This is a genomic window from Pseudomonas sp. T1.Ur, from assembly GCF_023516725.1.
Classification (GTDB): Bacteria; Pseudomonadota; Gammaproteobacteria; order Pseudomonadales; family Pseudomonadaceae; genus Aquipseudomonas; species Aquipseudomonas alvandae.
In genome coordinates, this window is sequence record NZ_JAMGSN010000001.1 from 4,021,136 (window position 1) to 4,046,684 (window position 25,549).

The following is a 25,549-nucleotide window of genomic DNA, read 5'->3' on the forward strand; positions in this document are numbered from 1 at the left end:
CTGGGCTACGCAGTAGCCCCAAATGGGTGGCGGTGGTGTGTCAGACAGAATGCAGGGGGCCGCTTCGCAGCCCAGCGGGGATAAATCCCCTCGCCACAGGGGCCCGTAAAAAACACTGGAAATATTCCAGTCAAACCACCGGAAACAGAATCCGGAACGCCGCCCCGCCCAATTCCGAATCCCCCAAGGTCAAACGCGCGCCATAGCTCTCGATGATGTCCTTGACCACCGCCAGCCCGATCCCCTGCCCCGGATGCTGGCGATCCAACCGTTCGCCTCGCTGGAGAATCCGCGCACGCTGGTCCGGCGGTACGCCTGGGCCATCGTCCTCGACGCTCAACTCCGTACCGCCGAGGGTCTGGTGCACGCTGACCCGCACTTCACCCAGGCACAGCCGATAGGCGTTTTCCAGCAGGTTGCCAAGCATCTCCAGCAGGGCGCCCTGTTCAATCGGCACCTGGCAGTGCTCCGGCAAATCGAAATGGACCTGGACGCGCTTGTCGCGATAGACCTTGTCGAGGGTGTCGCACAGGCTCTGCAGGACCGGGCGCAGACGCACCTGGTGGCGCACCAGCCCGCTTTTGCGCAGGCTGGCCCGTTGCAATTGGTAGCCGATCTGCTGGCTCATGCGTTCGATCTGGGTCTGCAGCACCCAAGCCTGCCCACGGTCCTGCGGGCGCCGGGCCATGTCTTCGCTGACGCCCTGCAACACGGCCAGCGGGGTTTTCAGGCTGTGGGCCAGGTCATCGAGGGAATCGCGGTAGCGGCTACGCTGTTCCCGCTCACTGTGCAACAACCGGTTAAGCGAGCCCGTCAGGCGCAACAGCTCCCGAGGGTGTGCCGCACTCAGGCTTTCCCGGGTACCCGCTTCGATTTCGTCCAGTTCCTGGCTCAGGCGCCGCAGGGCGCGCAACCCCCAGGTCAGGCCGATCCACAACAGCGCCAGCAGCACCACCAAGGCTGCACCAAAGCCAAGGTAGAGATTGTCCCGCAGCCCTTGCAAGGTCAGTTCGTAATCACGCACCGGCTGCAAGGTGACGATACTGAACGCCGCGCTCTGGCCGCCGAGCAGCTTGACCTCGACGTCATAGACGAAGAATTCCTGGCCGTTGTCCTCGCGGATACGCGCGAACTGGTTGCCTTGGCCGTCATAACGCGGCGCGTAGTTGATGTGTTCTTCCTGGGTCGCCTTCGAGCGCCAGACCAGGTTGCCGTCGCGATCATAGATGTAGCCCAGCAGTCGGGCATCGGCGAGGTTGAAGCGCTCATCCGGCAGTTGCGCTGGCATCTTCAATCGACCATTTTCCACCCGGGCGGCGGAAATCAGCGTGGTCACATCCGAGGCCAGGCGTTGTTCGATGGATTCCTGCAGGGCCAGGCTGAACGCCCCCTGCATCGCCGGCAACAAGGCCAGCATGAACAGCGCCGCCAGGGTCATGGCGGCCAGCATCAAGCGCAGTCGCAGCGAACGAATCACTGGCAGCGCTCGTTGAACAGATAACCCAGGCCCCGCACGGTGTCGATCGGCTTGAAGCCGGCCGGGGCCTCCAGTTTGCGGCGCAAGCGGCCCACCAATACCTCGATGACATTGGGATCGCGCTCGTCGTCATCCGGGTACAGTTGCTCCATCAAGCGGTCCTTGGCGACCACCTGCTGATGGTGGCGCATCAGGTATTCAAGGATGCGGTATTCATAGGCCGTCAATGCGAGGGGTTCTTCGCCGAGGGACGCCTGCTTGCGGTTGAGGTCCAGCAGCAATGGCCCGGCGACGATGGTCGACTGGGTGAAGCCACTGGAACGTCGCAGCAAGGCATTGAGCCGGGCCTCCAGCTCTTCGAATTGGAAGGGCTTGACCACATAGTCGTCCGCCCCGGCGGCAAGGCCTTCGACCTTGTCCTGCCAGTTGCCGCGGGCGGTGAGGATCAGGATCGGGAACGTCTTGTCCTGTGAGCGCAGCCGGCGAATCAACTCCAGGCCGCTGATGCCTGGCAAGCCGAGGTCGATCACCGCCAGGTCATGATTGAATTCGCGGACCTGATACAGGGCCTCCTCGGCATTGGCCACGGCCTGCACCACATGGCCGCTGTCGGTGAGCCGGGTTTGCAGGTGATGACGCAACAGCGCTTCGTCTTCGACAACCAATAGTTTCATGGGCCTCTCCCAGGCGATTCAGAACAGCCATGTCAAACAAGGCGAAAACAGGCGAGGAACGCTCGGGGTCGCGCTCGACTTTACGGGTGGTAAATGAGCATTCCGAGCCTGTTTTCAACGCAGCATGATCATCGCGCAGGCACTTTTCGTACAAAGCCTAGAAGGTGTAGTTCGCCGACAGATAGGTCTGGGCGCTGCTGGTCAGGTCCAACGAGCCAACCTTGGCGCCACCGTGCGGACTCATCTCGGTGCTGGCATTGCTGCGCAGGTAACGGTACCCCAGTTCCACCGAGGTGTTTTGTGAAATCTGTTGCAGGACACCGCCTTGCAAGCCCACCGCGTAGCCGATGTCGGTGTCGCGGCTGAAGCCTGGCGAGTCCTGGGTCAATTTGGTCAGGCCCGCCGTGCCACCGCCGAACAGCTTGGTGCTGCTGGTAACCGGATAGAACAGGTCATAGCTGCCCAACAGGTTTTCCTGGCGCAGCTTGATGCCGTTGTGGCTGCCCGATACGTTGTCGTAGGTGGCGTAGTAGCGACCTTGATCATTCTGCCGACCCAGGCGCAGGCCGTAGGTGGTGTCCTTGGCGATCGCGCCGTCGGCGTTCGGATGGTTCAGGTTCTGGTCCAGGGCGTTGGATTTCTTGACCTTGTCGCTGGTCTGGCCGAGGGTCAGGCTGGCGAAGTTGTCATCGGCGTGGGCCATGGCGCTGGCGCCCAGTACAGTGAATGCCAGCAACAGTTTTTTCATAGCAGTCATGATCAAGTTCCTTGTGAAGCAATGGTTGTGTGAAGTCGCAGCCACGATAGCCATCGCTCCCTGAACACCCCTTGAACGTTCTCTGAACCTCGGCTGAATGAATCGGCTAGTCTGTGTGCACCACTTTTTAAGGAGATCGATCATGCGCAGGTTGCTTGCTGTTGTACTTCTGGCCTTGAGCGGCGCCAGCCACGCCGCCATCCAGACCCAGGAGATTCCCTACACCAGTGCCGACGGCACGAAGCTGATCGGCTATTACGCCTACGACGACGCGGTCAAGGGCCCGCGCCCGGGCGTGGTGGTGGTGCATGAATGGTGGGGGCTGAACGATTATTCCAAGCGCCGCGCCCGTGACCTCGCCGGTCTTGGCTACAGCGCCCTGGCCATCGACATGTACGGCGACGGCAAGAACACCGAGCATCCCAAGGACGCCATGGCGTTCATGCAGGCAGCGCTCAAGGACAGCCAGGCAGCCAGCGCACGCTTCCAGGCCGGGCTCGACCTCCTGAAGAAACAACCCCAGACCGATCCGGACAAACTCGCCGCCATCGGCTACTGCTTCGGTGGCAAGGTAGTGCTGGACGCAGCGCGCCAAGGCGTGCCGCTGGCTGGCGTGGTGAGTTTCCACGGCGCCCTGGTCACCAACACGCCGGCCACTCCTGGCAGCGTCAAGGCCAAGATCCTGGTGGAGCACGGCGCGCTGGACAGCATGGTCACCAAAGACAACGTCACCGCGTTCAAGAGCGAGATGGACAAGGCTGGCGCCGACTATAAGTTCGTCAGCCTCGAAGGCGCCAAGCACGGCTTCAGCAACCCCGACGCCGACCGTTTGAGCCACGGCGAACATGGCGGTCCGGACATTGGCTACAACAAGGAAGCCGATCAGAAGTCCTGGGCGGACATGCAGAAGTTCTTCAAGAAGATTTTCTGATCCTTACCGTTCCTGTGGCGAGGGAGCTTGCTCCCGCTCGGTTGCGCAGCAACCGCAAAATCCTGGGGCCGCTGACCGGCCCAGCGGGAGCAAGCTCCCTCGCCACAAAAGCTATCCTCCGACACATCGTGTCTTCCCACTACCCAGCCTCAAGCCAACCCGGCAAAATGCCGGGCATGAACCCACTCCCCGCCCTGCCCGCCTGCTGCTCGCCTCTGGATGAACGTTGGCTGCTGCCCGACGCCTTGCCCGATACGGTGCTGTTCAGTACTCGCTTCGATCCGCTGCTGCTCGTCGCGGCTGATTTCCCTGGCAGCGCCATCGAAAAGCCGGAAAGCATCCAGCGCTCGGTGGCCAAGCGCCAGGCGGAATTCCTCGCCGGGCGGATCTGCGCCCGGGCGGCCTTGCATCGGCTTGATGGGATCACCTGTATCCCTGCCATCGGCGAAGACCGCGCTCCGGTCTGGCCAGCCCATGTCAGCGGTTCGATCACCCACAGCACCGGCCGGGCAGCGGCCATCGTCGCGCAGAAAAAGCGTTGGCAAGGCTTGGGCATGGACCTGGAAAACCTGCTCGACCCGGAGCGCGCCGAGCGCCTGGCCGGGGAAATCCTCACGCCCGCCGAACTGCTGCGCATGGCATCCCTCTCGCGGGATGACCGGGCACTGCTGGTGACTCTGACCTTTTCCGTCAAGGAAAGCCTGTTCAAGGCGCTCTACCCAATCGTCGGGAAGCGTTTCTATTTCGAACATGCCGAGGTGCTGGAATGGTCCCACGGTGGGCAAGTGCGCCTGCGGCTGCTGACCGACCTGTCGCCCGAATGGCGTCATGGCAGTGAGTTGCAAGGGCAGTTTGGGGTGAAGGATGGGCAGTTGTTGAGCCTGGTGGGAATCGAGGCCTGAGATTTGTATTGCCTGGAATGCCGCCTTCGCGGGCAAGCCCGCTTCCACAGATGATATGGATTTTCAAAATGTGGGAGCGAGCCTGCTCGCGAAAACGCAGGCACAGGCGCTGCACCTTTCAGGACCGATCCTGATGCCTCGGCCAACTCAAGCTGAAACACGCCCCGCCCAGGCTTTTGCTCTTGCCGATCAAGGCCCGGCCATCATGCCAGTGAATGATCCGCCGCACGATCGACAGCCCCAATCCATGGCCACCCGAGGCGCGCGCGCGGCTGTCGTCCAGGCGCAGGAACGGCTTGAAGACTCGCTCCCAGGCCGCCTCCGGCACGCCCGGTCCGTCATCCTCGACATCGATCCGGCAGCGCAACTGGCCCACCTGGTAACTCACCGTCACCCGGGATTTGGCGTGGCGCATCGCGTTGCCCACCAGGTTCTGCAGGGCGCGATGCAGGAATCTCGGCTCGGCCTCGACCCAGGCGCCGTCGCAATCGGCTGCGGACAGGCACAGGCCACGCTCCACGGTAACCCCGGCCCGCAGGGGGCCCAATTCTTCGATGACTTGGTTGACCAACGCGTCCAGGTCCAATCGCTGGAAATTCAACGCCGGTGAGCCCTGCTCCAGACGCGCATACGTCAGCATTTCATCCACCAGCCGGTCGAGGTCCTCGATGTCGTGGTCCATGCCGGCCAGGTATTTGTCCCGAGCCTGGGGCGTGCTGGCGCTGCCGAGCATTTCCAGGCCGAACCGCAGGCGCGCCACCGGCGTGCGCAATTCGTGGGACACCGCACGCACCAGCTCCCGCTGGATCGCCAGCAATTGCTGCAGATGCTCGGCCATGCCATTGAACGCCGAGGCCAGCCGCCCCACCGAGTCGGCGCCGCGCGCCGGGACGCGGGTTTCCAGGCTGCCCTGGGCGATCTGTGTGGCGGCTGACTCCAGGCCGCGCAAACGTCGTTCCAACTGGCGCACCAGCAGATAGACGATCAGGCCGATCAGGCTCAACCCCAACGCCGCGATCAGCACCAGCCATTCGGGCGGGTAAGGATTCATCTGGTACAGCGGGCCGATTTCCAGGACCCATGGGGTGCCGACCATCCCGGCGAACACCCGGATCGAGTCACCGCCCTTGCCCAGCGCCATCACCGTATCGCCCTCGGAGACTCGACGGCGCTGGTCTTCGTCCATGTCCGCCTGGTCGACGGTCATCAAGCTCAGCTCGAAACCGAAGCCCTTGTCGCGCTTGATCTGCGCCAGCCGTTCGGGCTGCTCGGCCACCGGGTAACGCACCAGCTCGTCGGCCAGCAGGTAGATCGTCGCCCGAGCCAGTTGCTCGCTGATCTGGCGAACTTCGCCGACCAGCGTCAGTTGCTCGCCATCGCTGACCAGCCGATAGACCTTCGCCGCATGGGGCCCGGTCTGCTCCACCAGGACCTGCCCGCGCAAGACGCGGGTGCGCTGGCCCAGGTCGAGGTCCGCCTGGCTGAGCACCTGCAGTTCCAGCGGGATGCCCAGCAGGCGCGCCCACACTGCCAGGGCCCGACGACGCTCGGTGTCATTCATCGGCCGCAAATTATCGGCCATCAAGGAAAACGTACCGTGGGCCAGGCGCTCGCGGTACTGCTCGCCGCGCGTCTGGTTGAGCTGGTGCAGCGCCAGTACGCCAAGCACCGCCACCAACACCAGTGCCGCGCACATGCCGCCGTAGATACGCAGGAAGATCGAATTCACGGAGCGGCGTCTACGCAAGCTTCGGGGACGAACAGGTAGCCTTTGCTGCGGATGGTCTTGATCAAGCGCGGGTGGTCGGGGTCGTCGCCGATCTTGGGACGGATGCGCGAGATGCGCACGTCGATGGAGCGGTCCTGGCCGTCGTAGCCGATACCGCGCAGGGCAGTGAAGATCTCCTCGCGGGACAGGATGCGCCCGGCATTGGAGACCAGCAGCCAGAGCAAATCGAACTCGGCGCTCGTCAGCTCGATGCCGTTGCCCTGCAGCCAGGCTTCGCGCAAGGCGTCGTCCACCACCAACGGACCGAACTCCAGGCGCCTCTGCTTCGGTGGCACGGCAGGTTCCGGTTCGCTGCGCCGCAGCAGGGCCTGGATGCGCGCCAGCAGCAGGCGCGGGCGCACGGGCTTGCAGACATAGTCATCAGCCCCCAGGTCCAAGCCCTGGATCTGGTCGCTGTCGTCGGTACGCGCCGTCAGCATCAGGATCGGTCCGTCGTAGCGCTCGCGCACTTTGCGGCAAATGCTCAGGCCGTCCTCGCCGGGCAGCATCAGGTCGAGAATGACCAGGTCCGGCTGCTCGTCGATGATCCGCTGCGCCGCCACCGCGCCGTTGCCTTCGATGGCGACGCGCAGGCCGTTGCTTTCCAGGTATTCGCGCGTCAGCTCGGCGAGACGCTGGTCATCCTCGACGATCAATATCTGCCAGGCTTCTTGTTCCACTGGGGGGCCTCTTCTTTTTGTGGGTATAAAGGAAAACGCAAACCCTGTGGGAGCGAGCTTGCTCGCGATGGCGGTGTATCAGCCGACAAAAATGTGGATGTGAATCCGCTATCGCGAGCAAGCTCGCTCCCACAATGACTACCGCCCCTCCATCTTTTGTCATATGGAAAGAGGAGGATAAACACGCCCATGCACCGGCCGATTGTATAAACGCCACCTTCGCAGAAAACAAGCGGACAAATGCGTTCGGTCGGGCTGGATTTGTGTGGTAACGTCCGCGCCCGCAAAAAACCTCGGGCTGTTTTCGAGTCGTCAAAAACATCGAAAAAAGGCTCGCTCCAGCTAGGTCGCGGCCTACAGAGCAGTTCCACGTTTCGCACACAAATTACGCACAGGCTTATCCACAGGTAGCACGTTGATTCACGCCCAAAAACGCATTATCTTGTAGCCCGCCGCGCAAAAAACCCTACATGTAGGGTTTCAGGCCAAAAACCAAACACAAGTCGGACAGAGAATTCAAGCGCTTTTCTTGCCTCTGTCCTTCTGCAACACCGCAGTTTTCCAAGTCCAGACCGCCCCTGCGGATGGCAACCGTTTCGAACGGTCGAAAACGACCGGAACGGTACGGGTGTTGCAGCGCCTTGCTGCCACCCTGGCAAACCCGGTTTCGAGCCCAGGCTCGTTACCCAAGAACTTCGGATGGAGGCGGTGCCCGTGGCCCGCGTCCTACTGTCCCGAAGTTGTTATACCCGGCGCCAGTCGGTTGTAGTGCTTCAGGACGGAACGGTGGGCACCGTGATGGTGCCCAAATAAACATAGAGAACGTGGAGACACCCATGCACACCGACACAACTCGCGAGAACCCGCAGGGCACCGCGCCGCTGGCCGCCGATTCGAGCCCGGATCTGTCCGCCACCGCGCCGGGCCAACTGCGCGTGATCAAGCGTAACGGCACTGTCGTTCCCTACACCGATGACAAGATCACCGTCGCCATCACCAAAGCGTTCCTCGCAGTTGAGGGCGGCACCGCTGCCGCTTCGTCGCGAATCCACGACACCGTGGCCCGCCTGACCGAGCAGGTCACCGCGACCTTCAAGCGTCGCATGCCGTCGGGCGGCACCATCCACATCGAAGAAATCCAGGACCAGGTCGAACTGGCCCTGATGCGTGCCGGCGAGCAGAAAGTCGCTCGCGACTACGTGATCTACCGTGACTCCCGCGCCAAGGAACGTGCCACCCGCACCCCAGCCGACGCCCCGGTCCAGGCCCACCCCTCGATCCGCATCGCACGCGCCGACGGCAGCCTCGCGCCGCTGGACATGGGCCGCCTGAACACCATCGTCACCGAGGCCTGCGAAGGCCTGGAAGAAGTCGATGGCGACCTGATCCAGCGCGAAACCCTGAAGAACCTCTATGACGGCGTTGCCCTCAAGGACGTCAACACCGCGCTGGTGATGACCGCGCGGACCCTCGTGGAACGCGAGCCGAACTACTCGTTCGTCACCGCCCGCCTGCTGATGGACACCCTGCGCGCCGAAGGCCTGAGCTTCCTGGAAGTCGCCGAGAGCGCGACCCACCACGAAATGGCCGACCTGTACGCCAAGGCCCTGCCGGCCTACGTTGCCAAGGGTATCGAGTACGAATTGCTGAACCCTGTCCTGGCCGAATTCGACCTGGAAAAACTCGGCAAGGCGATCAACCACGAGCGCGACCAGCAGTTCACCTACCTGGGCCTGCAGACCCTGTACGACCGTTACTTCATCCACAAGGATGGCGTGCGCTTCGAACTGCCGCAGGTCTTCTTCATGCGCGTGGCCATGGGCCTGGCGATCGAAGAGAAACAGCGTGAAGACCGTGCGATCGAGTTCTACAACCTGTTGTCGTCCTTCGACTACATGGCCTCGACGCCAACGCTGTTCAACGCCGGCACCCTGCGTCCGCAGCTGTCGAGCTGCTACCTGACCACCGTTCCAGATGACCTGTCGGGCATCTACGGCGCGATCCACGACAACGCCATGCTGTCGAAATTCGCCGGTGGCCTGGGCAACGACTGGACCCCGGTTCGTGCATTGGGCTCGTACATCAAGGGCACCAACGGCAAATCCCAGGGTGTCGTGCCGTTCCTCAAAGTGGTCAACGACACCGCCGTCGCGGTCAACCAGGGCGGCAAGCGCAAGGGCGCGGTCTGTGCCTACCTGGAAACCTGGCACATGGACATCGAAGAGTTCATCGAGCTGCGCAAGAACACCGGTGATGACCGTCGTCGTACCCACGACATGAACACTGCCAACTGGATCCCTGACCTGTTCATGAAGCGCGTCTTCGATGACGGCAAGTGGACCCTGTTCTCGCCGTCCGAAGTGCCGGACCTGCACGACCTGACCGGCAAGGCCTTCGAAGAGCGCTACGAGTACTACGAAGCCCTGACCGAGTACAACAAGATCAAGCTGTTCAAAGTCGTCCAGGCCAAAGACCTGTGGCGCAAGATGCTGTCGATGCTGTTCGAGACCGGCCACCCATGGCTGACCTTCAAGGACCCGTGCAACCTGCGCAGCCCGCAGCAGCACGTGGGCGTGGTCCACAGTTCGAACCTGTGCACCGAGATCACCCTGAACACCAACAAGGACGAGATCGCGGTCTGCAACCTGGGCTCGATCAACCTGCCGAACCACATCGTCGACGGCAAGCTGGACACCGCCAAGCTGCAACGCACCGTGAACACCGCCGTGCGCATGCTCGACAACGTGATCGACATCAACTACTACTCGGTGCCGCAAGCGAAGAACTCGAACTTCAAGCACCGTCCGGTCGGCCTGGGCATCATGGGCTTCCAGGACGCGCTGTACCTGCAGCACATCCCGTACGGTTCGGACGCTGCGGTCGAGTTCGCCGACAAGTCCATGGAAGCGGTCAGCTACTACGCGATCCAGGCTTCCTGCGACCTGGCCGACGAGCGCGGTGCGTACGAGACGTTCCAGGGTTCGCTGTGGTCCAAGGGCGTCCTGCCGCTGGACTCGCAACAGATCCTGATCGCCCAGCGTGGCGAGAAGTACATCGACGTCGACCTGAAGGAAACCCTGGACTGGGCACCGGTTCGTGCCCGTGTGCAGAAAGGCATCCGCAACTCGAACATCATGGCCATCGCACCGACCGCCACCATCGCCAACATCACTGGCGTGTCGCAGTCGATCGAACCGACCTACCAGAACCTGTACGTGAAATCGAACCTGTCGGGCGAATTCACCGTGATCAACCCGTACCTGGTCCGCGACCTCAAGGCCCGCGGCCTGTGGGACTCGGTCATGATCAACGACCTGAAGTACTACGACGGTTCGGTGCAGCAGATCGAGCGCATCCCGCAAGAACTCAAAGAGCTCTATGCCACCGCGTTCGAAGTGGACACCAAGTGGATCGTCGACGCTGCCAGCCGTCGCCAGAAGTGGATCGACCAGGCTCAGTCGCTGAACCTGTACATCGCCGGCGCCTCGGGCAAGAAGCTGGACGTGACCTACCGCATGGCTTGGTACCGTGGCCTGAAAACCACCTACTACCTCCGTGCCCTGGCCGCCACCAGCACCGAGAAGTCGACCATCAACACCGGCAAGCTGAACGCGGTTTCCAGCGGCGGCAACCACGGTGACGATTCGGTCCTGGCTGCGCCAGCCGGCCCGGCACCCGTGCCAAAGGCTTGCGCGATCGACGAGCCGGATTGCGAAGCTTGCCAATAAGCTGAGCGGGTGGGCGTGTAAAGGCGCCTGCTGAAGAAGCCCCCGATAGACCGCTGGTTTATCGGGGGTTTTCTTTTGCCTGGAGGAAAGTCGGCGCCTGTGCCGGCCCCATCGCGAGCAAGCTCGCTCCCACAAGGATTTGTGAACGCCGAAAATCCAGTGTGGGAGCGAGCTTGCTCGCGATGAGGCCGGTCCAGGCAATACAAAACTGAAGCTCATAAAAAAGCCCCTCTTTGGAGGGGCTCCTTGTGCAGCGTTCAAGCAACCATCGATATCAGGTCATCTGAATGATGGTCTGCATGATGGTGCTCTGGGTGGAGATGGTCTTGGCGTTCGCCTGGTAGTTGCTTTGCGCCTTGATCAGCTCGACCAGTTCGTTGGTCAGGTTGACGTTGGACTCTTCCAGGGAGTTGGAGACGATCGAACCCAGGGTGCCGGTTTGCGGAGCATCGTAGCCCGGGATACCCGAGGCGAAGGTTTCCTTCCAACTGGTGCCGCCTATTGGCTGCAGCCCTTGCTCGTTGGTGAAGCTGGCCAGGGCGATCTGGCCGATCGGCTTGGTTTCGTTGTTGCTGAAGTTCGCCAGCAATACACCGCTGCCATCGATGGTCAGGTTGGTGATCTGGCCGGTGGCGTAGCCGTTCTGGGCCGGAATCGACCGTGCGGTGTCGGCGTTGAACTGAGTGGTGTTGCCCATGGAAATCGTGATGGTCGGCGCGCTGGCGGCGCCGTTGGCAGTCCAGGTTCCGTTGGTCACGGTGCCAGGAACCCAGCCGGTCAGTACCAGGTCGCTATTGACCGTCGCTGGCGGCGTGGTGACCGAGGTCAGCTTGCCGCTCGAATCGAAGTTCATGGTCGAAGGGACTGGCGCGGTGGCACCGGTCGTGGTCGGCAAGCTGCCGTTCAGGTTACGACCGTCGATCAAGGTATAGACATTCCAGGTGTTGCCGGCAGTCTTGACCATGTACTGGTCCATGGAGTGCTGGTTACCCTGGGTGTCGTAGATCGGCGTGGTGAACTGCTTGGTAAAGGTGGCGGTATCGGCCGGGTTGAACGCGGCGGTGATCGGGGTCGCCGTCGAGTTCAGGTTGATGGTCGACGAAACCAGGCTGGTGGCTTGCGGCGGCAGGTTCGAGGTGTCGATGCGCAGGTCGGTCAGGATACCGTTGAGGATCTTGCCGTTGGCGTCGACGCCGTAGCCTTGCAGGCGTGCAGTGCCATCGCTGTTGGTGATGAAGCCTTCCTTGTCGGTCTTGAAGGTACCGGCACGGGTGTAGCTCAGCGAACCGTCGTTATCCAGGACAAAGAAGCCCTGGCCCTGGATACCCATGTCCAGCACGTTGCCAGTGTTGTTCACGTCACCCTGGCCGAACTGCTGGGAAACGTTGGCCAGGCGCACGCCGTTGCCGACGGTCTTGCTGCCCGAGCCCAGCTTGGTGGCCGAGTAGACGTCTTCGAATTCCGCACGGGACGATTTGAAACCGGTGGTCGCCACGTTGGCGATGTTGTTGCCGGTCACGTCCAGCTGTTTGTTGGCTGCATAGAGACCGCTAAGGCCGATGTTGAAAGACATGTTGACTCCTTTTGCCGGTTAGTCGGCTCTACATACCAATAGTTTGTACTTTGGACAGGGCAATGCTGCCCAGCCCGGCCAGGTTGAGCATCAGCTCACCGCCCGTCTGGCTGATCGTCACGCTGCTGACCGTGGCCGGCAGGTTGGTGATCAGCGACGTGGCCTTGCCGTCGATGGTGGTCGAGGCCGCGAAGGTGTAGGTGCCCGCTTCAACCGTGGTGCCCGCATCGTTCTTGCCGTCCCAGATGAAGGCCGAGTTGCCGGCCTTCTGGCTGCCCAGGTCGATGGTGCGGACGGTCTTGCCATCCTTGTCCATGACCTTGACCGTGAGGGACGACACCGCCGACGGAACCACCACCGTGCCGTTGAGGCTCTTGGAGGTGTCGACCACGGCCTTGTCGCCCGGAGCGATGACCGAGCGACCGACCAGGGACGAAGCTTGCAGGGCCTGGGACGAGTTGTAGTTGCCGGCGATGCCACTCACGGTCTGGTTGAGCGTGGTGATGCCTTCCAGGCTGCTGAACTGCGCCAATTGGGCCACGAATTCGCCGTTGTCCTGGGGCTCCAGCGGGTTCTGGTTCTTCAGCTGGGTCACGAGCAGTTGCAGGAACGCATCCTTGCCCAGCTCCTTCTTGCCGGTCGCCGCACTGGTTGCCGCGCCCAGGCCATCGGTCGTGGTGTTGGTCTTGACCGAAGAGTTGGCGAGGATCTCGTTGAGGCTCAAACCGCCGGTGGTGTTAGTGACGCTCATGTGACTCGCCCCTTATCACTGACCGAGGGTCAGGACCTTCTGCATCATGGTTTTGGCGGTGTTCATCATTTCGGCGTTGGTCTGGAAAGAACGACTGGCGGAAATCATGTCAGCCATTTCTTCAACGACGTTGACGTTCGGGTAGTAGACGTAGCCCTTGGCGTCGGCCGCCGGGTGATTGGGCTCGTAGCGGGCTTCGAGGTTGCTCTGGTCCTCGACCACGCCGAGCACCTGCACGCCCTGCCCGGCCGCGTCCTGTTCCTGGAACAGCGAGTCGCCGCCGGTGGATTGGCCGCCCTGGAACATGGTGGCGAACACCGGATGACGGGCGCGGTAGGTCTGGTCGATGCTCGACGAGACGGTCTCGGCGTTGGCGATGTTACTGGCGACGGTGTTCAGGCGAGTGGTCTGGGCACTCATGGCACTGCCGGCGATATTGAAAACGCTCGCGATCGACATGGCTTACTCTCCACGCAGGGCCGATACCAGCCCTTTGAATTTACTGTTGAGCAGGGTGAAGCTGGCCTGGAAGTTCACGGAGTTCTCCGCGTAATTGGACTGTTCCAGTTGAGCGTCCACGGTGTTCTGGTCGATCGAAGGTTGCATCGGTGTGCGATACATCAGCGACTCGTCGCCGCTGCCCACGCCTTCGGCTTCGATATGACGGCTGTTGGTCATGTTCAAGGCGAAGTGGCCGTTCTTGGCTTTTTCGTTCTGCTCGGCGAGGACCTTGGAGAAGTCCAGGTCACGCGCCTTGTAGTTCGGGGTGTCGGCGTTGGCAATGTTATTGGCCAGGACTTCGGCACGCTGGGCGCGGAAGCCCAGGGCCTGTTCGTGGATACCGAGCGCTTTATCGAAGCTGATGCTCATGTCGGAAACCTTTGGGTGACCAGAATGTACGTACGATGGCTTTAGCAAGCGCCGTGCCACTTTTAAAGAGCCCGTAAACCGGGGCTTTGCGGGGATCGGCAAAGCGGCAATGCCAGAAAAGCGGCAATCGGCTTCCGCTGGCTGCCGCTTTTCTGCCGCTTTCACCCTGGCAAAGGGAGATCAAAATGTGGGAGCGAGCTTGCTCGCGATAGCGGTCTGTCAGTTACATCTATTTTGGATGGGCTGCCGCTATCGCGAGCAAGCTCGCTCCCACAGGGGGCGGTGGTGAATGATTGTCAGCAGGCAAAAAAAACGGGAGCCCCAAGGGACTCCCGTTTTTTTGACAACCTGAACGAATCACTTCGCCTGGTAAATGATCCCCGGGCTGCACTGGACCATCTGGTAATGATCCGGCAAGCCGTTCAACGCTTCCGACGCCCCCAGGAACAGATAGCCACCCGGCTTCAGGGTGCTGTGGATACGCATCAGGATGTCCTTCTTCACTTCCGCGGAGAAGTAGATCAGCACGTTGCGGCAGAACACGATGTCGAACTTGCCCAGGCTGGCGTAGCTGTCCAGCAAGTTGAACGAACGGAACTCCACACGGCTCTTGATGGGCGCCTTGACCACCCACTTGCCCGGCCCTTTCGCGTCGAAATAGCGCTGCAGGCGATCGGGTGACAACCCACGGCCAATGGCCAGGCTGTCGTACTCGCCGGTCTTGCAGTTATTGAGCATGGTCCCGGACAGGTCGGTGGCGACAATTTGCACGCCCGCCTTCAGTTGGCCGAGGTTGGTCCGCTCGAACTCATCGATGGACATCGACAGCGAATAGGGTTCCTGCCCCGACGAACACGCCGCCGACCAGATCCGCAAGCGTTGGCCCGGGCTGGCCTTGATGGCCGCCGGCAATACTTTGTTCTTCAGCACTTCGAAGGGATAAGTGTCACGAAACCACAGGGTTTCGTTGGTGGTCATGGCGTCCACGACCATTTCGCGCAAGCCACTGCGCGGCTGGCTCTGGATACGCTGGACCAGCTCGCCCAATGACTTGATGCCCTGTTGTTCCATCATTTTGTTGAGACGGCTCGACACCAGGTACTGCTTGTTTTCACCAAGCAAGATGCCACAGGCTTTTTCCAGGAAGACCCGGAACTGTTCGAAATCCAAATTACCCGTAGACAAGATACCGCCTCTTTTCACTGTGTTGACTTGCCGGGCGCACAATGCGCCCGACCTTTTTAGCCTGCTGTCTTGATTCGCTCGACGACCCGGGAAGCCAGGTCGTCGGGCCGGAACTTGGCCAGGAAGTCATCGGCGCCGACTTTCTTGACCATCGCCTGGTTGAATACCCCGGACAGCGAAGTATGCAAGATGATGTGCAGTTTTTGCATGCGCGGGTCGCTGCGGATCTCCGACGTCAGCGTGTACCCGTCCATCTCCGGCATCTCGATGTCGGAGATCATCATCAGGAACTCCTCTTCCGGCCGCTTGCCCTCGTCGACCAGGTTGCGCAGGTAATCCAGCGCTTGCCGTCCGTCATTCAGGGCGATCACCTCGACGCCGACCGTCTGCAGGCAACGCGTGACCTGCTTGCGTGCCACCGACGAATCATCGACGGTCAGCACCCGCAGGGAAACCGCCTTGTGCTGCGTCTCGGCATCCACCACGCCGACGGAAATGGTCTCCGGCGTTGGCGCGACTTCGGCGAGGATTTTCTCCACGTCGATGATCTCCACCAACTGGTTGTCGACCCGCGTCACCGCCGTGAGGTAGTGGTCGCGCCCCGTCCCCTTGGGTGGCGGATGGATCTCTTCCCAGTTCATGTTAACGATGCGCTCCACCGACCGCACCAGGAACCCTTGGGTCTTGGTGTTGTACTCGGTGATGATCACAAACGGATTGCTCTGATCCAGCAGTCGACCGGAACCGGTCGCCATCGCCAGGTCGAGAATCGGGATCGTCGCTCCCCGGATATTCGCCACACCGCACACGACGGGACTGGATTTGGGCATCAGGGTCAGCTTAGGGCATTGCAGCACTTCGCGTACCTTGAATACGTTAATTCCATACAACTGTTGGCCATCGAGACGGAACAACAACAGCTCCAGGCGATTCTGACCCACCAGCTGTGTGCGCTGGTTTACCGAATCCATCACTCCCGCCATGCCCTGACTCCTAATCACGCTAATGTGTCCGTCGCGCATTCATCACTAAACGGCACGGGGCTTGCTATTGAACCGGCATGAACGCACAAACGACATTTTCTCGACGCCTGACCACTCACTGCCGCCACTGGCTCGGTGCACTGCTGGCTGCCTGCCTGCTCGCTTCTGGCGGTCCTGCCGTCGGTGCTGCTGAAGTAACCTTGCCTGATCTCCTTATCGGCGTCACTCAGGGCTTTCTTGAGTTCACCGTAGAAGACTATCTGGCAACCAGTCAAACCGAAGGTCGCTACGAGATCGAAGTCAACCAGCTCGACCCGCGCCTGCGGATGCCAATGTGCGACAAGGAATTGACTGCCTCGCTGGAGAGTCCGGCCAGGCCGCTGGGCCGCGTCACGGTGAAGGTTCGTTGCGACAGCGCGGCCCCCTGGACAGTGTTCGTGCCCGCTCAAGTGCGCCTGTATCGCGAAATTGTCACCACCACTCGCCCCCTCAAGCGCGCCGGGATTGTCGAACCCCAGGACGTGGTGCTGCGTGAACGCGACGTCAGCCAGATCAGCCAGGGCTTCCTGACTTCCGTTGATGAAGCCATTGGTCAGAAACTTGTCCGACCAATGGTCGCTGACCAAGTGATCACGCAGGTACATCTGGAACAGGCCGAAGTGGTTCGCAAGGGCGACCAGGTGGTCATCACCGCCCGCAGTGGCACATTAGCCGTGCGGATGCCGGGCGAGGCCCTGTCCAACGGCGGCATGCGCGAACAGATTCGGGTGAAGAACCTCAACTCCCAGCGGGTCATCAAGGCGCAAGTGATGGCGCCTGGCCAGGTGGAAGTGGCTATGTAAGGAGGGTAGACAGGCTGGCGCTTGACCTCGGTGTTCCCTAGACTGTGCCTTACGCAAAGGCAAGCGCAGACGTGCGCTCGTTCATTGAAAAATGAGCCTAAAGTTTTTTTGGGGATGGCCGAAAACATGGCAAGCGTCCAAATACCCAGAGGTTTTTTACCATGGTCATCGATTTCAATCGTTTAAACAGCTCCTCACCTGTGACAGGGACTGCGCGTACCAGCGCCAGCAAGGAAACCGCCGAAACCGGCAAATCCAAGCCAGCCGAACAGGCCGCCACTGTCAGCAATGGGGAATCGGTACACCTCAGCAATGAGGCTCAGCAGTTGCAGAAGGTCACTGACAAGCTGCGCGATCAACCTGTCGTCGACAACGCCCGCGTGGCCGCGTTGAAAGCAGCAATCGCCGATGGCAGCTATCAAGTCGACAGCAACCGTGTAGCCAGCAAGCTGCTCAACTTCGAAGCCCAGCGCTAGGCCGTCCGCCGGCGCCAGGCTTTTGGACGCTCAAGACCCAAGGCCAGCCATGCACGACACTAATTTGTTGCAACTGATCACCGACGACTTCGCTCCAGCGCAACAATTGCTGGAGCTGTTGCAGACCGAAGCCCTGGCACTCCATGGGCGGGACATGCCCCTGCTGGAAAATATTCTGGCGCAGAAACAGGCATTGATCATTTTGCTCGACCAGCATGGCCGCAAGCGCAGCGAGATTCTCGCCAGCCTCAACCTGCCCGCAGACAATAACGGCCTTGAACAATTGGCCAGCCAATCGTCGATTGGCGATCAGCTGTTGTCCCAAAGCGCAGCGCTCAACGACCTGCTCAGCCAATGCCAGGCCGCCAACGCTCGAAACGGCCAATCCATCCAAATGCAACAGGCCGCCACCGCCAATCAGTTGCGCATCCTCAATGGCGGCGAAATCCCGACGCTGTATGACGCTCGCGGATCGACCGCGAAACTGGTCAAGCACCGTCCGCTCAGCCAGGCGTGATGCGAACGATGCCTGCGCACTATCAACGCGCGAAACATGCTGGCAAAATGCTGGCTCTTTGTAGTCGTATTTTGCTTGGAGACTGACCCACCGTGTTCAATGCCTTAAACGCGGAAGATGCTCCGCAGCCACCGAAGGTCCTTACCACGCCCCTGGAAATCTCCGGCAACCTGCGGATGCTGCAAGACAGTCACGATCCGCTGATCATTACTTTCCACGAGCGCAGCCAGCGCTTCCAGAGCTATCTGGTGGACGTTGATCGCGAGAAAAACACCATCGCCCTGGACGAAATGATCCCCCGGGACGGCGAGCGTTTCCTGCTGGCGGGCGAGCCGTTTCGTGTCGAGGGTTTCCATGACGGCGTGCGTATCGCGTGGGAAGGCAATGGCCCGCTGACCATCGATGATTCCAACGACGGCCGTTGCTACCGCGGCGCCCTGCCCGAAGAAGTGGTGTATCACCAGCGTCGCAACGCCTTTCGGGCTGCGTTGAAACTGGCGCAACTGGTGAGCGTGGAGTTGGGTGGCGACAAGCTCAAATCACCGGTCAATGGCCAATTGCTGGATATCTCTGCCACCGGCTGCAAGCTGCGCTTCGATGGCGACATCACCGAACGGCTGCAACTGGGCCAGGTTTATGAACGCTTCATCGCCGCCCTGCCATTCGGCAACATGACCGCGCCGGTGGAACTGCGCTACCTGCATTTTGAAGAGCGGATCAATACCACGTTCGCAGGTGTACGCTTCCACAACATCAGCGGCCTGGTGCAGCGCCAGGTTGAACGCTTCGTGTATCAGCTGCAACGTGAAGCCCGTCGGTTCGATAAAGACGACTTCTGATTTTCGCGGGCGATAAAAAACGGGCAATCCCTTGCAAGGATTGCCCGTTTTTTATGCCCGGCTCAAGGCCTGGCCTGGGTGAAATCGGAGGATGGCGGTTCGTCGTCCGCACCTTCGGTGACTGGCTCCAACTCCGGCTCCGGCTCGGGCTCGACGTCTGGATTGGGCGATGCCTGCATCTGGTCCTGCACCACCTGCTCGTCTACCCGAGGATCGAGGCACGCCACGAGCGGCGAGCTGGTCATGTTGTCCGGCATGGCCACGTGGTGCAGCGGCGCATCGTCGACCTGGTGCAGGTTGGTGACCGCTTTCGGCCGGATCCGCCACACCAGGACCAACGCAAACAGGGCGAAGAAGCCATAGAGCATCTGGCTGCCGTAGAGCTTCATCAGCACCCCGGCAACCAATGGGCCGATGCTGGCGCCTACGCCATAGGTCACCAGCAGCATCGCCGTCAGCGACACCCGGCGATCGCCTTCGACATGGTCGTTGGAAAACGCCACCGCCAGCGGATACAGGCAGAACTGCACCAGCGAACAGCAGAACCCCGCAACGAACAATACTTCCAGCGGCACCTGCGACAAGATAGCCAACGGCAACGCACAGACCGCCAGGGCCAGCGCAAAGCAGCGGATCAGCAACGCACGATCGTAACGATCCGATAGCCAGCCCAGCGGCCACTGGACCAACAGCCCGGCAAAAATGCAGCAGCCCATGAACAGACCGACCTGTTCGGTGGTGAGCCCTTGCTGGGAGGCGTACAGCGGTGCCAGGCCATAAAAGGAGCCGACGATCAGCCCGGAGCCCAGCACAGTGGTCAACGATTGCGGTACGCGCTTGATAAAGAAACGCGGCTCCATCGGCGCCGGATGCAGCGGCGCCGGGTGAATCCGCCGGGTCAATGCCACGGGCACCAGGCACAGGGCAAAACACAACGCCACCAGCATCAGCAGCTCCAGCCCAAGGGCCGGGTGCATGACCAGGATCAACTGGCCCAGCACCAGCCCCAGGTACGAGGCGATCATGTAGCCGCTGAACACCACCCCGCGCTGCTTGGCATCAGCCTGCTCGTTGAGCCAACTTTCAATGACCATGTATTGGCACATCATGCCCAGGCCGACGATCATCCGCAGCACGATCCAGGCCGGCAGCCAGTCCACCAAGCCATGGCCCAGCACCGCCGCGCCGACAATCCCGGCACACGCCGAATAGGCACGAATATGCCCGACACGGGCGATCAGCCGATGGCCGATCTTGCCGCCCAGCACCAGGCCGAAATAGTTGGCGGCCATCAACGCACCGACCCACAGGCTGTCGACATGATCGGCAGCCAGGCGCAACGCCAGGTAGGTACTCAAGAGGCCCGAGCCGATGAGCATCATCAGCGAGGCGAAATAAAGCGCTCGAAAAGGTTTCCAGATTTGGCGCATCGGCGTTCCGAGCGGCTCCTTGAGGTAAGTGAGGGCTACCTTGAAGATAGCCCTGATACAACGGGTTCGTTATGCCTGGGCCGCCAGTACACGCCGTTCCCAGGGCGTGATCTCGTCGAAGAAACTGGTCAGTTCCAGGGTCTTCGACGCAATGTAACCTTCGATGAACTCGGCCCCGAACAGTTCCTTCGCCAAATGGCTACGCTTGAGACGCTCAAGGGCAGCGTGCAAGGTACATGGCAAGGACAGATTATCCGGCACCTCGAACTCGCCCTGGATCGCTGCGCCCGGTTCCAGCCGGTTTTCGATCCCATAAAGCCCCGCCGCCAGACTCGCGGCAATCGCCAGGTAAGGGTTGGCATCGGCCCCCGGCAAGCGGTTCTCGACACGGCGGGCCACCGGTGAACTGGCGGGAATGCGCAGCCCGGCCGAGCGATTGTCATGGGACCAGCACGCATTGTTTGGCGATGCGAACGGATGGCACAGGCGCTGGTAGGAATTCACGTTTGGCGCGAACAGCGCGGTGAAATCGGCCATGCCGGCCTGCTGCCCGCCAATGAAGTGACGGAACGCTGCCGTTGGCTCGCCCGCCTCGTCGCTGAATACATTACGACCGCTGCCCAACTCGACGACACTCTGGTGGATATGCATCGAACTGCCCGGCGTTTGCGCCAGCGGCTTGGCCATGCAAACCACAATCAGGCCATGCTTGAGGGCCACTTCCTTGAGCAAGTGCTTGAACAGGAACGTCTGGTCGGCCAGCAGCACAGGGTCGCCGTGGAGCAGATTGATTTCGAACTGGCTCACGCCCATTTCATGCATGAAGGTGTCGCGCGGCAACCCCAGCGTCGCCATGCATTCGTAGACTTCGTTGAAAAACGGCCGCAAGCCGTTATTGGAACTGATACTGAACGCCGACTGGCCGTCTTCGCGACGACCATCCAGGCCCACCGGCGGCCGGAACGGCTGCGTAGGGTCCGCATTGGGCGCAAACACAAAGAACTCCAGCTCCGTCGCCACCACCGGCGCCAGTCCGAGGGCAGCGTATCGAGCGACAACTGCCTTGAGCTGGCCACGTGTCGAAAGTGGCGAGCTTTCGCCGCTGAGCTCGTCGGCATCGCAAATCGCCAAGGCACGGGGCGGATGGCTCCATGGCAAGCGATGAATCTGCTGCGGATCGGGCACCAGCGCCAGGTCGCCGTCATCGCTGCCATAAAAGCGCGATGGCGGATAACCGCCCATGATGCATTGAAGCAGCACACCTCGCGCCAGTTGTAACCGCCGGCCCTCGAGGAAGCCTTCGGCGCTCATCACCTTGCCCCTGGGCACGCCATTCAAATCCGGCGTGACACATTCAATCTCATCAATGCCCGTCAATCGCTGCGCGAGTGAACACTGGCCATCGGTCGTCATGACGCAATCCTTGTTATGTGCGAGCCGCGAGCGGCAACCCGTACAAAATAGGCTCCGGCTGTTCGGAATATCAAGCATCCAGAGACAATAAACATCTGGCATAGAACGCACTGTGGGAGCGAGCTTGCTCGCGATAGCGTCAGGTCAGCAGCATCGATGCAAGCTGAAACACCGCTATCGCGAGCAAGCTCGCTCCCACAGGGCTCTGTACCGACCGAAGATTGGCTCAGGGCAGATAAAGCCTGAACACCCCACCGCCCAGCACACCGCCGTTGGCAATCTCGGTACGCCCGCTCAAGCCGCCACGCTGGTGCAGCCCGGCAATCCTGGCGGCGAAATACAGGCCCAGCCCGGTGCTGCCGCTGCTGTGGTTGATGCCCTGCACGTACTCGGCCTGACGCTCGATCATCTCAGGCGGGTAACCTTCACCGTCGTCGTTGATCGTCAACACCAACTGCCCGGCCTCATCGCTCACGCTGATCAGCAATGCCTGCCGGGCATGGCGAATGGCGTTGTTGATCGTGTTATCGAGCACCGAAGCAATCAGCTCACGGTCGAAGAAACCCAGCGGGCTCAGCGGGTCGACTTCGTAAGTAGCCATGATCCCACGACTGCGGAACACGTCCTGGTGGCCGGCCAGTTGCGCTTCGATGAAGTCATCCAGTTCGTGGTACGCCGGATGCAGGGGCAACTGGTTGACACCCAGTTTGTACAATCCCAGCAATTGGACCAACAGACCGTTGAGGTGGGCGAACTCGAAGTCCATCACGCCCTGCTCCGATGTCTGCCGCTCGCGCTCCGGCAAACGCTCGAGCCATTGCGTATGCGCCTGCATGAGCAAGGTCAGGGAGTTTTTCATGTCATGCACGGTAGACGCGATCACCGTGGAAAAATCGAGTGCCTGTTCGCTGTCATTCATCGCCAAATGCCTTGCTTCGCAGTTTTTGATAGCGCGCATGACGCGCATCGGTGTCGGGCATCATGCCCACCAGTTTCAGGCAGGCGCGGCATTCCTGCAGCAGCTCCGATTCCACACTGGTATCGGTGCCATGCAGCAGTGATTGCGCCATGTTCAAAGCAATACTGATGTTTTTCGGTTGCATCTTCAGGGCCCGCCGGAACAATTCCCGCGCCTCGGGCAACGCACCCGTCTTGTAGACGCGCACGCCTTCGCGGTTCAGCTCGGCGGCGGCATTGCCCTGATTGAGAATGTTCGGGTCATCGGTGAGCTTCGCGATGCCTTGCATGACCGCCGGATCATCACCGTAGATCTCTGCGCAGTTCTTGAGCATCGACTCGCCGGCGCTGGTCTGGCCGAGCATCTGCAACTGCTTGGCCACCAGTAACGCCGCTTCGGCGCTCATGAACTGCTCCATGCCGTCGAGGCGCTGCAAGGCCTGCTCGGTCAACTTCTCGGCGGTTTCGGCATCGTTGAGCAGCAGGCTCGTGGCTTTCATCAGCCGCGCCCGAACCTGCAGCCCCGGATCGCTGGGGTTTTCCTTCGCCACGGCGCTGAGCGTCGTGTTGATTTCCAGGCGGGTCCGAGTATCCAGGCCCTTCTCGCTGCCCTTGCTGATCAACGCATGGGCGAGTCCAAGGTTGGTTTCCGGGTCCTTGAAGCGCGACTGCGCGCCCTGCCCCACCGCTTGGCGATAGGCTTTTGAGGCGGTGTCGTAATCCTCGTTGGTCATCGCCAACTTGCCCAACAACGCTTGTCGGCGCACCGCCAGGGGCGACAGGCGGACGGCCTCTTCCAGCACCTTTTGAGCCTGCTTGGTGTCGCCTTCGGCCACCAGCACATCGGCCATGCCGTCGTACAAGGCCGGCATCATCGGAAAGACCTTCAGGGCTTTTTCATAGACAGCCTTGGCTTCGCCTATCTGCCCACGCTTGAAGAGCAATTTACCCAACCCCGCGTACGCCCACGGCAACGGGCGATCCGCGATGATGGAACTGTACAACCGCTCAAGGGCCTCGTTCTGATTCAGGTCGCGCAGCGCATCGGCCCGATAGCGCAGGCACAGCGGCCCGTAGCGCGGGTCCTGCTTGCACAGGGCGATACAGGCATTGAGCACTTCCATCGGCTTGCCACGATCGAGGGCTTGCAGGATCGGCTTGAGCAGCGTCTTGCGTTGCTCAAGGCGCTCCAACCGCTGGGCCAGGCCGGAGCGATTGAATGGCTTGGTCAGGTATGCATCGGGTTCATGCTCCAAGGCACTGAGCACCATTGCCTGGCTGGTCTCGGCGGTCACCATGAGGAAGACGCTTTCATGGCTGATCAATTTCTCGATCATCAGGTCCTCCAGGACCTGCTGACCATTCTTACGTCCATCACCCAGGTGATAGTCCTGCAGGATAAAGTCATAGCGCTTCTGCGAGCACATGCGCAGCGCTACTTCACCCGTATCGGCGGTGTCCACGTCCTTGACGCCCAGCTCACGCAGCATAGACCGGACGGAACTGCGGAAATCCGAGAAATCATCGACGATCAGAAAACTTTTTTGGTGGTACGCCAGCATCGAGGATGTCCAGGCAAATAAGAAAATAAGCTCAATGGCAAAAACAGCACTACACCGCCCCGCGGTTGGGCGAGGCGCGGATCATAGACAACCGCGACACCCACCGCGAGCCGCTCCGGGACGCCGCGACGTCAGGAAGGGGGCCTCATTGGGTTATCGGCCGCAAACGGCGATCCGTTAAGGATTTGTGGAAGGGCTTGGGAGGATTGGCACAGGAAATGGTGTCCCAGGGCAGGTTCGAACTGCCAACCTTCCCCTTAGGAGGGGGATGCTCTATCCAATTGAGCTACTGAGACACGGGTCGACCACGAGAAACGCGGTGCGTTGGACGGCGAGCATGTTAACGGCCAGCCCCGCTTTTGTCATGCATCCCCGCCTATTAAGTGTAGGCAAATGGTACGGCCCACCGTGTCGTCAAGCGAATAGCCCGTGACTCCAGCCGCCACTCATCTGTCCCAGCCTTGTCGATCTAGTAAATCGGCCAATTGCCACTATCCTATACGTAACAAGGAAAGCAGCCGTCTTGTTCCGCACCGGTTATCCGCCCAACGGTATGGCACAACGACACGATGCAGTGGTCACAAATGCGGAACCTGACGGTTTTTTCAAACCAGTCCGCATTTTTTGATGAAAGGTGCTGGCATAACGCCTTTACCCGGATCAGAATTTGTCACAGAATTGGCGCCAATGATCTGGCAATTTTGAGGCATGATGCGGGCCTCTTAACAATTCAGGTTGAACATTTGGCTACGGGCCTTGTCCTATCGACATCCTGCGGCCAATCCCGAGAACCGCTCCCCTGAACTAACCGGTTAAATAAATATGCGCCCAATGACAAAGCCAATTTATTCCAGCCGTACGGCTGACAAGTTCGTCGTGCGTCTGCCAGACGGAATGCGCGAACGCATTGCCGAGGTGGCTCGTAATCATCACCGCAGCATGAACTCCGAAATCATTGCGCGCCTGGAGCAAAGCCTGATTCAGGAAGGTGCATTGGGCGAAGAGCTGAGCATGCGCCTGGACAGCCCGGAGCTTTCGCTGCATGAGCGCGAGTTGCTTCAACGCTTCCGACAACTTTCCCATCGTCAGCAGAACGCCCTCGTTTCGCTGATCGCCCACGACGCCGAAATGGCCGCAGACGCGTCCTGATCGCGCCCAAGATATTAAAGCCAGCCTGGTGCTGGCTTTTTTTTGCCCGGAATTTGGCCGCCGTGAAAAGTAATCGCCCAGAAAA

General features: G+C 60.8%; 23 protein-coding genes and 1 tRNA gene. 8 read left to right on the forward strand and 16 right to left on the reverse strand.

What is annotated here, in order from left to right:
• Nucleotides 1–130: 130 nt before the first annotated feature.
• The 3 genes from M8Q45_RS17885 to M8Q45_RS17895 all read right to left on the reverse strand — a co-directional run bounded on the left by M8Q45_RS17885 (nt 131) and on the right by M8Q45_RS17895 (nt 2,908).
• Complete coding sequence (locus M8Q45_RS17885) at nt 131–1,477, reverse strand: ATP-binding protein (protein WP_249875807.1); 1,347 nt, start codon at nt 1,475–1,477, stop codon at nt 131–133.
• Complete coding sequence (locus tag M8Q45_RS17890; protein ID WP_013694070.1) at nt 1,474–2,151, reverse strand: response regulator; 678 nt, start codon at nt 2,149–2,151, stop codon at nt 1,474–1,476. Before M8Q45_RS17890 ends, M8Q45_RS17885 begins: the two co-directional genes overlap by 4 nt.
• A 157-nt stretch (nt 2,152–2,308) precedes the next feature.
• Nucleotides 2,309–2,908, reverse strand: coding sequence for a membrane protein (locus tag M8Q45_RS17895; protein ID WP_030142425.1), 600 nt, complete (start codon nt 2,906–2,908; stop codon nt 2,309–2,311).
• 142 nt (nt 2,909–3,050) lie between these two features.
• Between M8Q45_RS17895 and M8Q45_RS17900 the strand changes: the two genes are divergently transcribed.
• Together M8Q45_RS17900 and M8Q45_RS17905 are read left to right on the forward strand one after the other, a co-directional pair.
• Nucleotides 3,051–3,839 carry a dienelactone hydrolase family protein gene (locus M8Q45_RS17900; protein WP_249875808.1) on the forward strand — a complete coding sequence of 263 codons (789 nt, stop codon included), beginning with the start codon at nt 3,051–3,053 and terminating at the stop codon, nt 3,837–3,839.
• A gap of 176 nt (nt 3,840–4,015) precedes the next feature.
• On the forward strand, nt 4,016–4,741 hold the full coding sequence (locus tag M8Q45_RS17905) for a 4'-phosphopantetheinyl transferase family protein (RefSeq protein ID WP_249875809.1): 726 nt from the start codon (nt 4,016–4,018) through the stop codon (nt 4,739–4,741).
• 118 nt (nt 4,742–4,859) lie between these two features.
• On the opposite strand, the gene M8Q45_RS17910 is transcribed toward M8Q45_RS17905, so the two are convergent.
• Together M8Q45_RS17910 and M8Q45_RS17915 are read right to left on the reverse strand one after the other, a co-directional pair.
• Nucleotides 4,860–6,470, reverse strand: coding sequence for an ATP-binding protein (locus M8Q45_RS17910; protein ID WP_249875810.1), 1,611 nt, complete (start codon nt 6,468–6,470; stop codon nt 4,860–4,862).
• Nucleotides 6,467–7,189 carry a response regulator gene (locus tag M8Q45_RS17915; protein ID WP_249875811.1) on the reverse strand — a complete coding sequence of 241 codons (723 nt, stop codon included), beginning with the start codon at nt 7,187–7,189 and terminating at the stop codon, nt 6,467–6,469. The genes M8Q45_RS17910 and M8Q45_RS17915 overlap by 4 nt, the downstream gene beginning before the upstream one ends.
• An 836-nt stretch (nt 7,190–8,025) precedes the next feature.
• On the opposite strand from M8Q45_RS17915, the gene M8Q45_RS17920 reads away from it, so the two are divergent.
• Complete coding sequence (locus M8Q45_RS17920) at nt 8,026–10,917, forward strand: ribonucleoside-diphosphate reductase subunit alpha (protein ID WP_181288529.1); 2,892 nt, start codon at nt 8,026–8,028, stop codon at nt 10,915–10,917.
• Nucleotides 10,918–11,191: 274 nt separating this feature from the next.
• On the opposite strand, the gene flgE is transcribed toward M8Q45_RS17920, so the two are convergent.
• The 6 genes from flgE to M8Q45_RS17950 form a co-directional block, all read right to left on the reverse strand.
• Nucleotides 11,192–12,490, reverse strand: coding sequence for a flagellar hook protein FlgE (gene flgE / locus M8Q45_RS17925; protein ID WP_249875812.1), 1,299 nt, complete (start codon nt 12,488–12,490; stop codon nt 11,192–11,194).
• A gap of 28 nt (nt 12,491–12,518) precedes the next feature.
• The gene (gene flgD, locus M8Q45_RS17930; RefSeq protein WP_249875813.1) at nt 12,519–13,241 is read right to left on the reverse strand and encodes a flagellar hook assembly protein FlgD; all 723 of its coding nucleotides are present in this window, start codon (nt 13,239–13,241) and stop codon (nt 12,519–12,521) included.
• 15 nt (nt 13,242–13,256) lie between these two features.
• A complete protein-coding gene (gene flgC / locus M8Q45_RS17935; protein WP_030142433.1) occupies nt 13,257–13,700 on the reverse strand; it encodes a flagellar basal body rod protein FlgC in 444 nt (147 codons plus the stop codon).
• A gap of 3 nt (nt 13,701–13,703) precedes the next feature.
• Complete coding sequence (gene flgB, locus M8Q45_RS17940) at nt 13,704–14,111, reverse strand: flagellar basal body rod protein FlgB (protein WP_249875814.1); 408 nt, start codon at nt 14,109–14,111, stop codon at nt 13,704–13,706.
• 357 nt (nt 14,112–14,468) lie between these two features.
• Nucleotides 14,469–15,296 carry a protein-glutamate O-methyltransferase CheR gene (gene cheR, locus M8Q45_RS17945; protein ID WP_030142435.1) on the reverse strand — a complete coding sequence of 276 codons (828 nt, stop codon included), beginning with the start codon at nt 15,294–15,296 and terminating at the stop codon, nt 14,469–14,471.
• A gap of 56 nt (nt 15,297–15,352) precedes the next feature.
• On the reverse strand, nt 15,353–16,279 hold the full coding sequence (locus tag M8Q45_RS17950; protein WP_030142436.1) for a chemotaxis protein CheV: 927 nt from the start codon (nt 16,277–16,279) through the stop codon (nt 15,353–15,355).
• A 77-nt stretch (nt 16,280–16,356) separates the two neighbouring features.
• Here M8Q45_RS17950 and flgA point away from each other — a divergent pair, with 77 nt between their 5' ends.
• The 4 genes from flgA to M8Q45_RS17970 all read left to right on the forward strand — a co-directional run bounded on the left by flgA (nt 16,357) and on the right by M8Q45_RS17970 (nt 18,953).
• Nucleotides 16,357–17,121 carry a flagellar basal body P-ring formation chaperone FlgA gene (flgA, locus tag M8Q45_RS17955; protein WP_030142437.1) on the forward strand — a complete coding sequence of 255 codons (765 nt, stop codon included), beginning with the start codon at nt 16,357–16,359 and terminating at the stop codon, nt 17,119–17,121.
• A 161-nt stretch (nt 17,122–17,282) separates the two neighbouring features.
• Nucleotides 17,283–17,597, forward strand: a complete 315-nt coding sequence (gene flgM / locus M8Q45_RS17960; protein WP_030142438.1) for a flagellar biosynthesis anti-sigma factor FlgM — start codon at nt 17,283–17,285, stop codon at nt 17,595–17,597.
• Nucleotides 17,598–17,646: 49 nt separating this feature from the next.
• Nucleotides 17,647–18,114, forward strand: a complete 468-nt coding sequence (locus M8Q45_RS17965; protein ID WP_249875815.1) for a flagella synthesis protein FlgN — start codon at nt 17,647–17,649, stop codon at nt 18,112–18,114.
• 92 nt (nt 18,115–18,206) lie between these two features.
• On the forward strand, nt 18,207–18,953 hold the full coding sequence (locus M8Q45_RS17970; RefSeq protein ID WP_249875816.1) for a flagellar brake protein: 747 nt from the start codon (nt 18,207–18,209) through the stop codon (nt 18,951–18,953).
• Between the two features lie 62 nt (nt 18,954–19,015).
• Here the strand turns inward: M8Q45_RS17970 and M8Q45_RS17975 are convergent, their stop codons facing one another.
• The 5 genes from M8Q45_RS17975 to M8Q45_RS17995 form a co-directional block, all read right to left on the reverse strand.
• Nucleotides 19,016–20,383, reverse strand: coding sequence for an MFS transporter (locus tag M8Q45_RS17975; RefSeq protein ID WP_249875817.1), 1,368 nt, complete (start codon nt 20,381–20,383; stop codon nt 19,016–19,018).
• Between the two features lie 69 nt (nt 20,384–20,452).
• On the reverse strand, nt 20,453–21,694 hold the full coding sequence (locus M8Q45_RS17980) for a glutamine synthetase family protein (protein WP_249877348.1): 1,242 nt from the start codon (nt 21,692–21,694) through the stop codon (nt 20,453–20,455).
• Nucleotides 21,695–22,022: 328 nt separating this feature from the next.
• Entirely contained in the window at nt 22,023–22,715 is a 693-nt protein-coding gene (locus tag M8Q45_RS17985; protein WP_249875818.1) for a sensor histidine kinase, read from the reverse strand.
• Nucleotides 22,708–24,315 (reverse strand): tetratricopeptide repeat-containing response regulator, encoded by a 1,608-nt coding sequence (locus tag M8Q45_RS17990; protein WP_249875819.1) that lies wholly within the window; start codon nt 24,313–24,315, stop codon nt 22,708–22,710. Before M8Q45_RS17990 ends, M8Q45_RS17985 begins: the two co-directional genes overlap by 8 nt.
• A 219-nt stretch (nt 24,316–24,534) precedes the next feature.
• A tRNA-Arg gene (locus M8Q45_RS17995) sits at nt 24,535–24,611 on the reverse strand.
• Nucleotides 24,612–25,137: 526 nt separating this feature from the next.
• On the opposite strand from M8Q45_RS17995, the gene M8Q45_RS18000 reads away from it, so the two are divergent.
• Complete coding sequence (locus tag M8Q45_RS18000; protein WP_030142445.1) at nt 25,138–25,464, forward strand: Arc family DNA-binding protein; 327 nt, start codon at nt 25,138–25,140, stop codon at nt 25,462–25,464.
• Nucleotides 25,465–25,549: the final 85 nt, after the last annotated feature.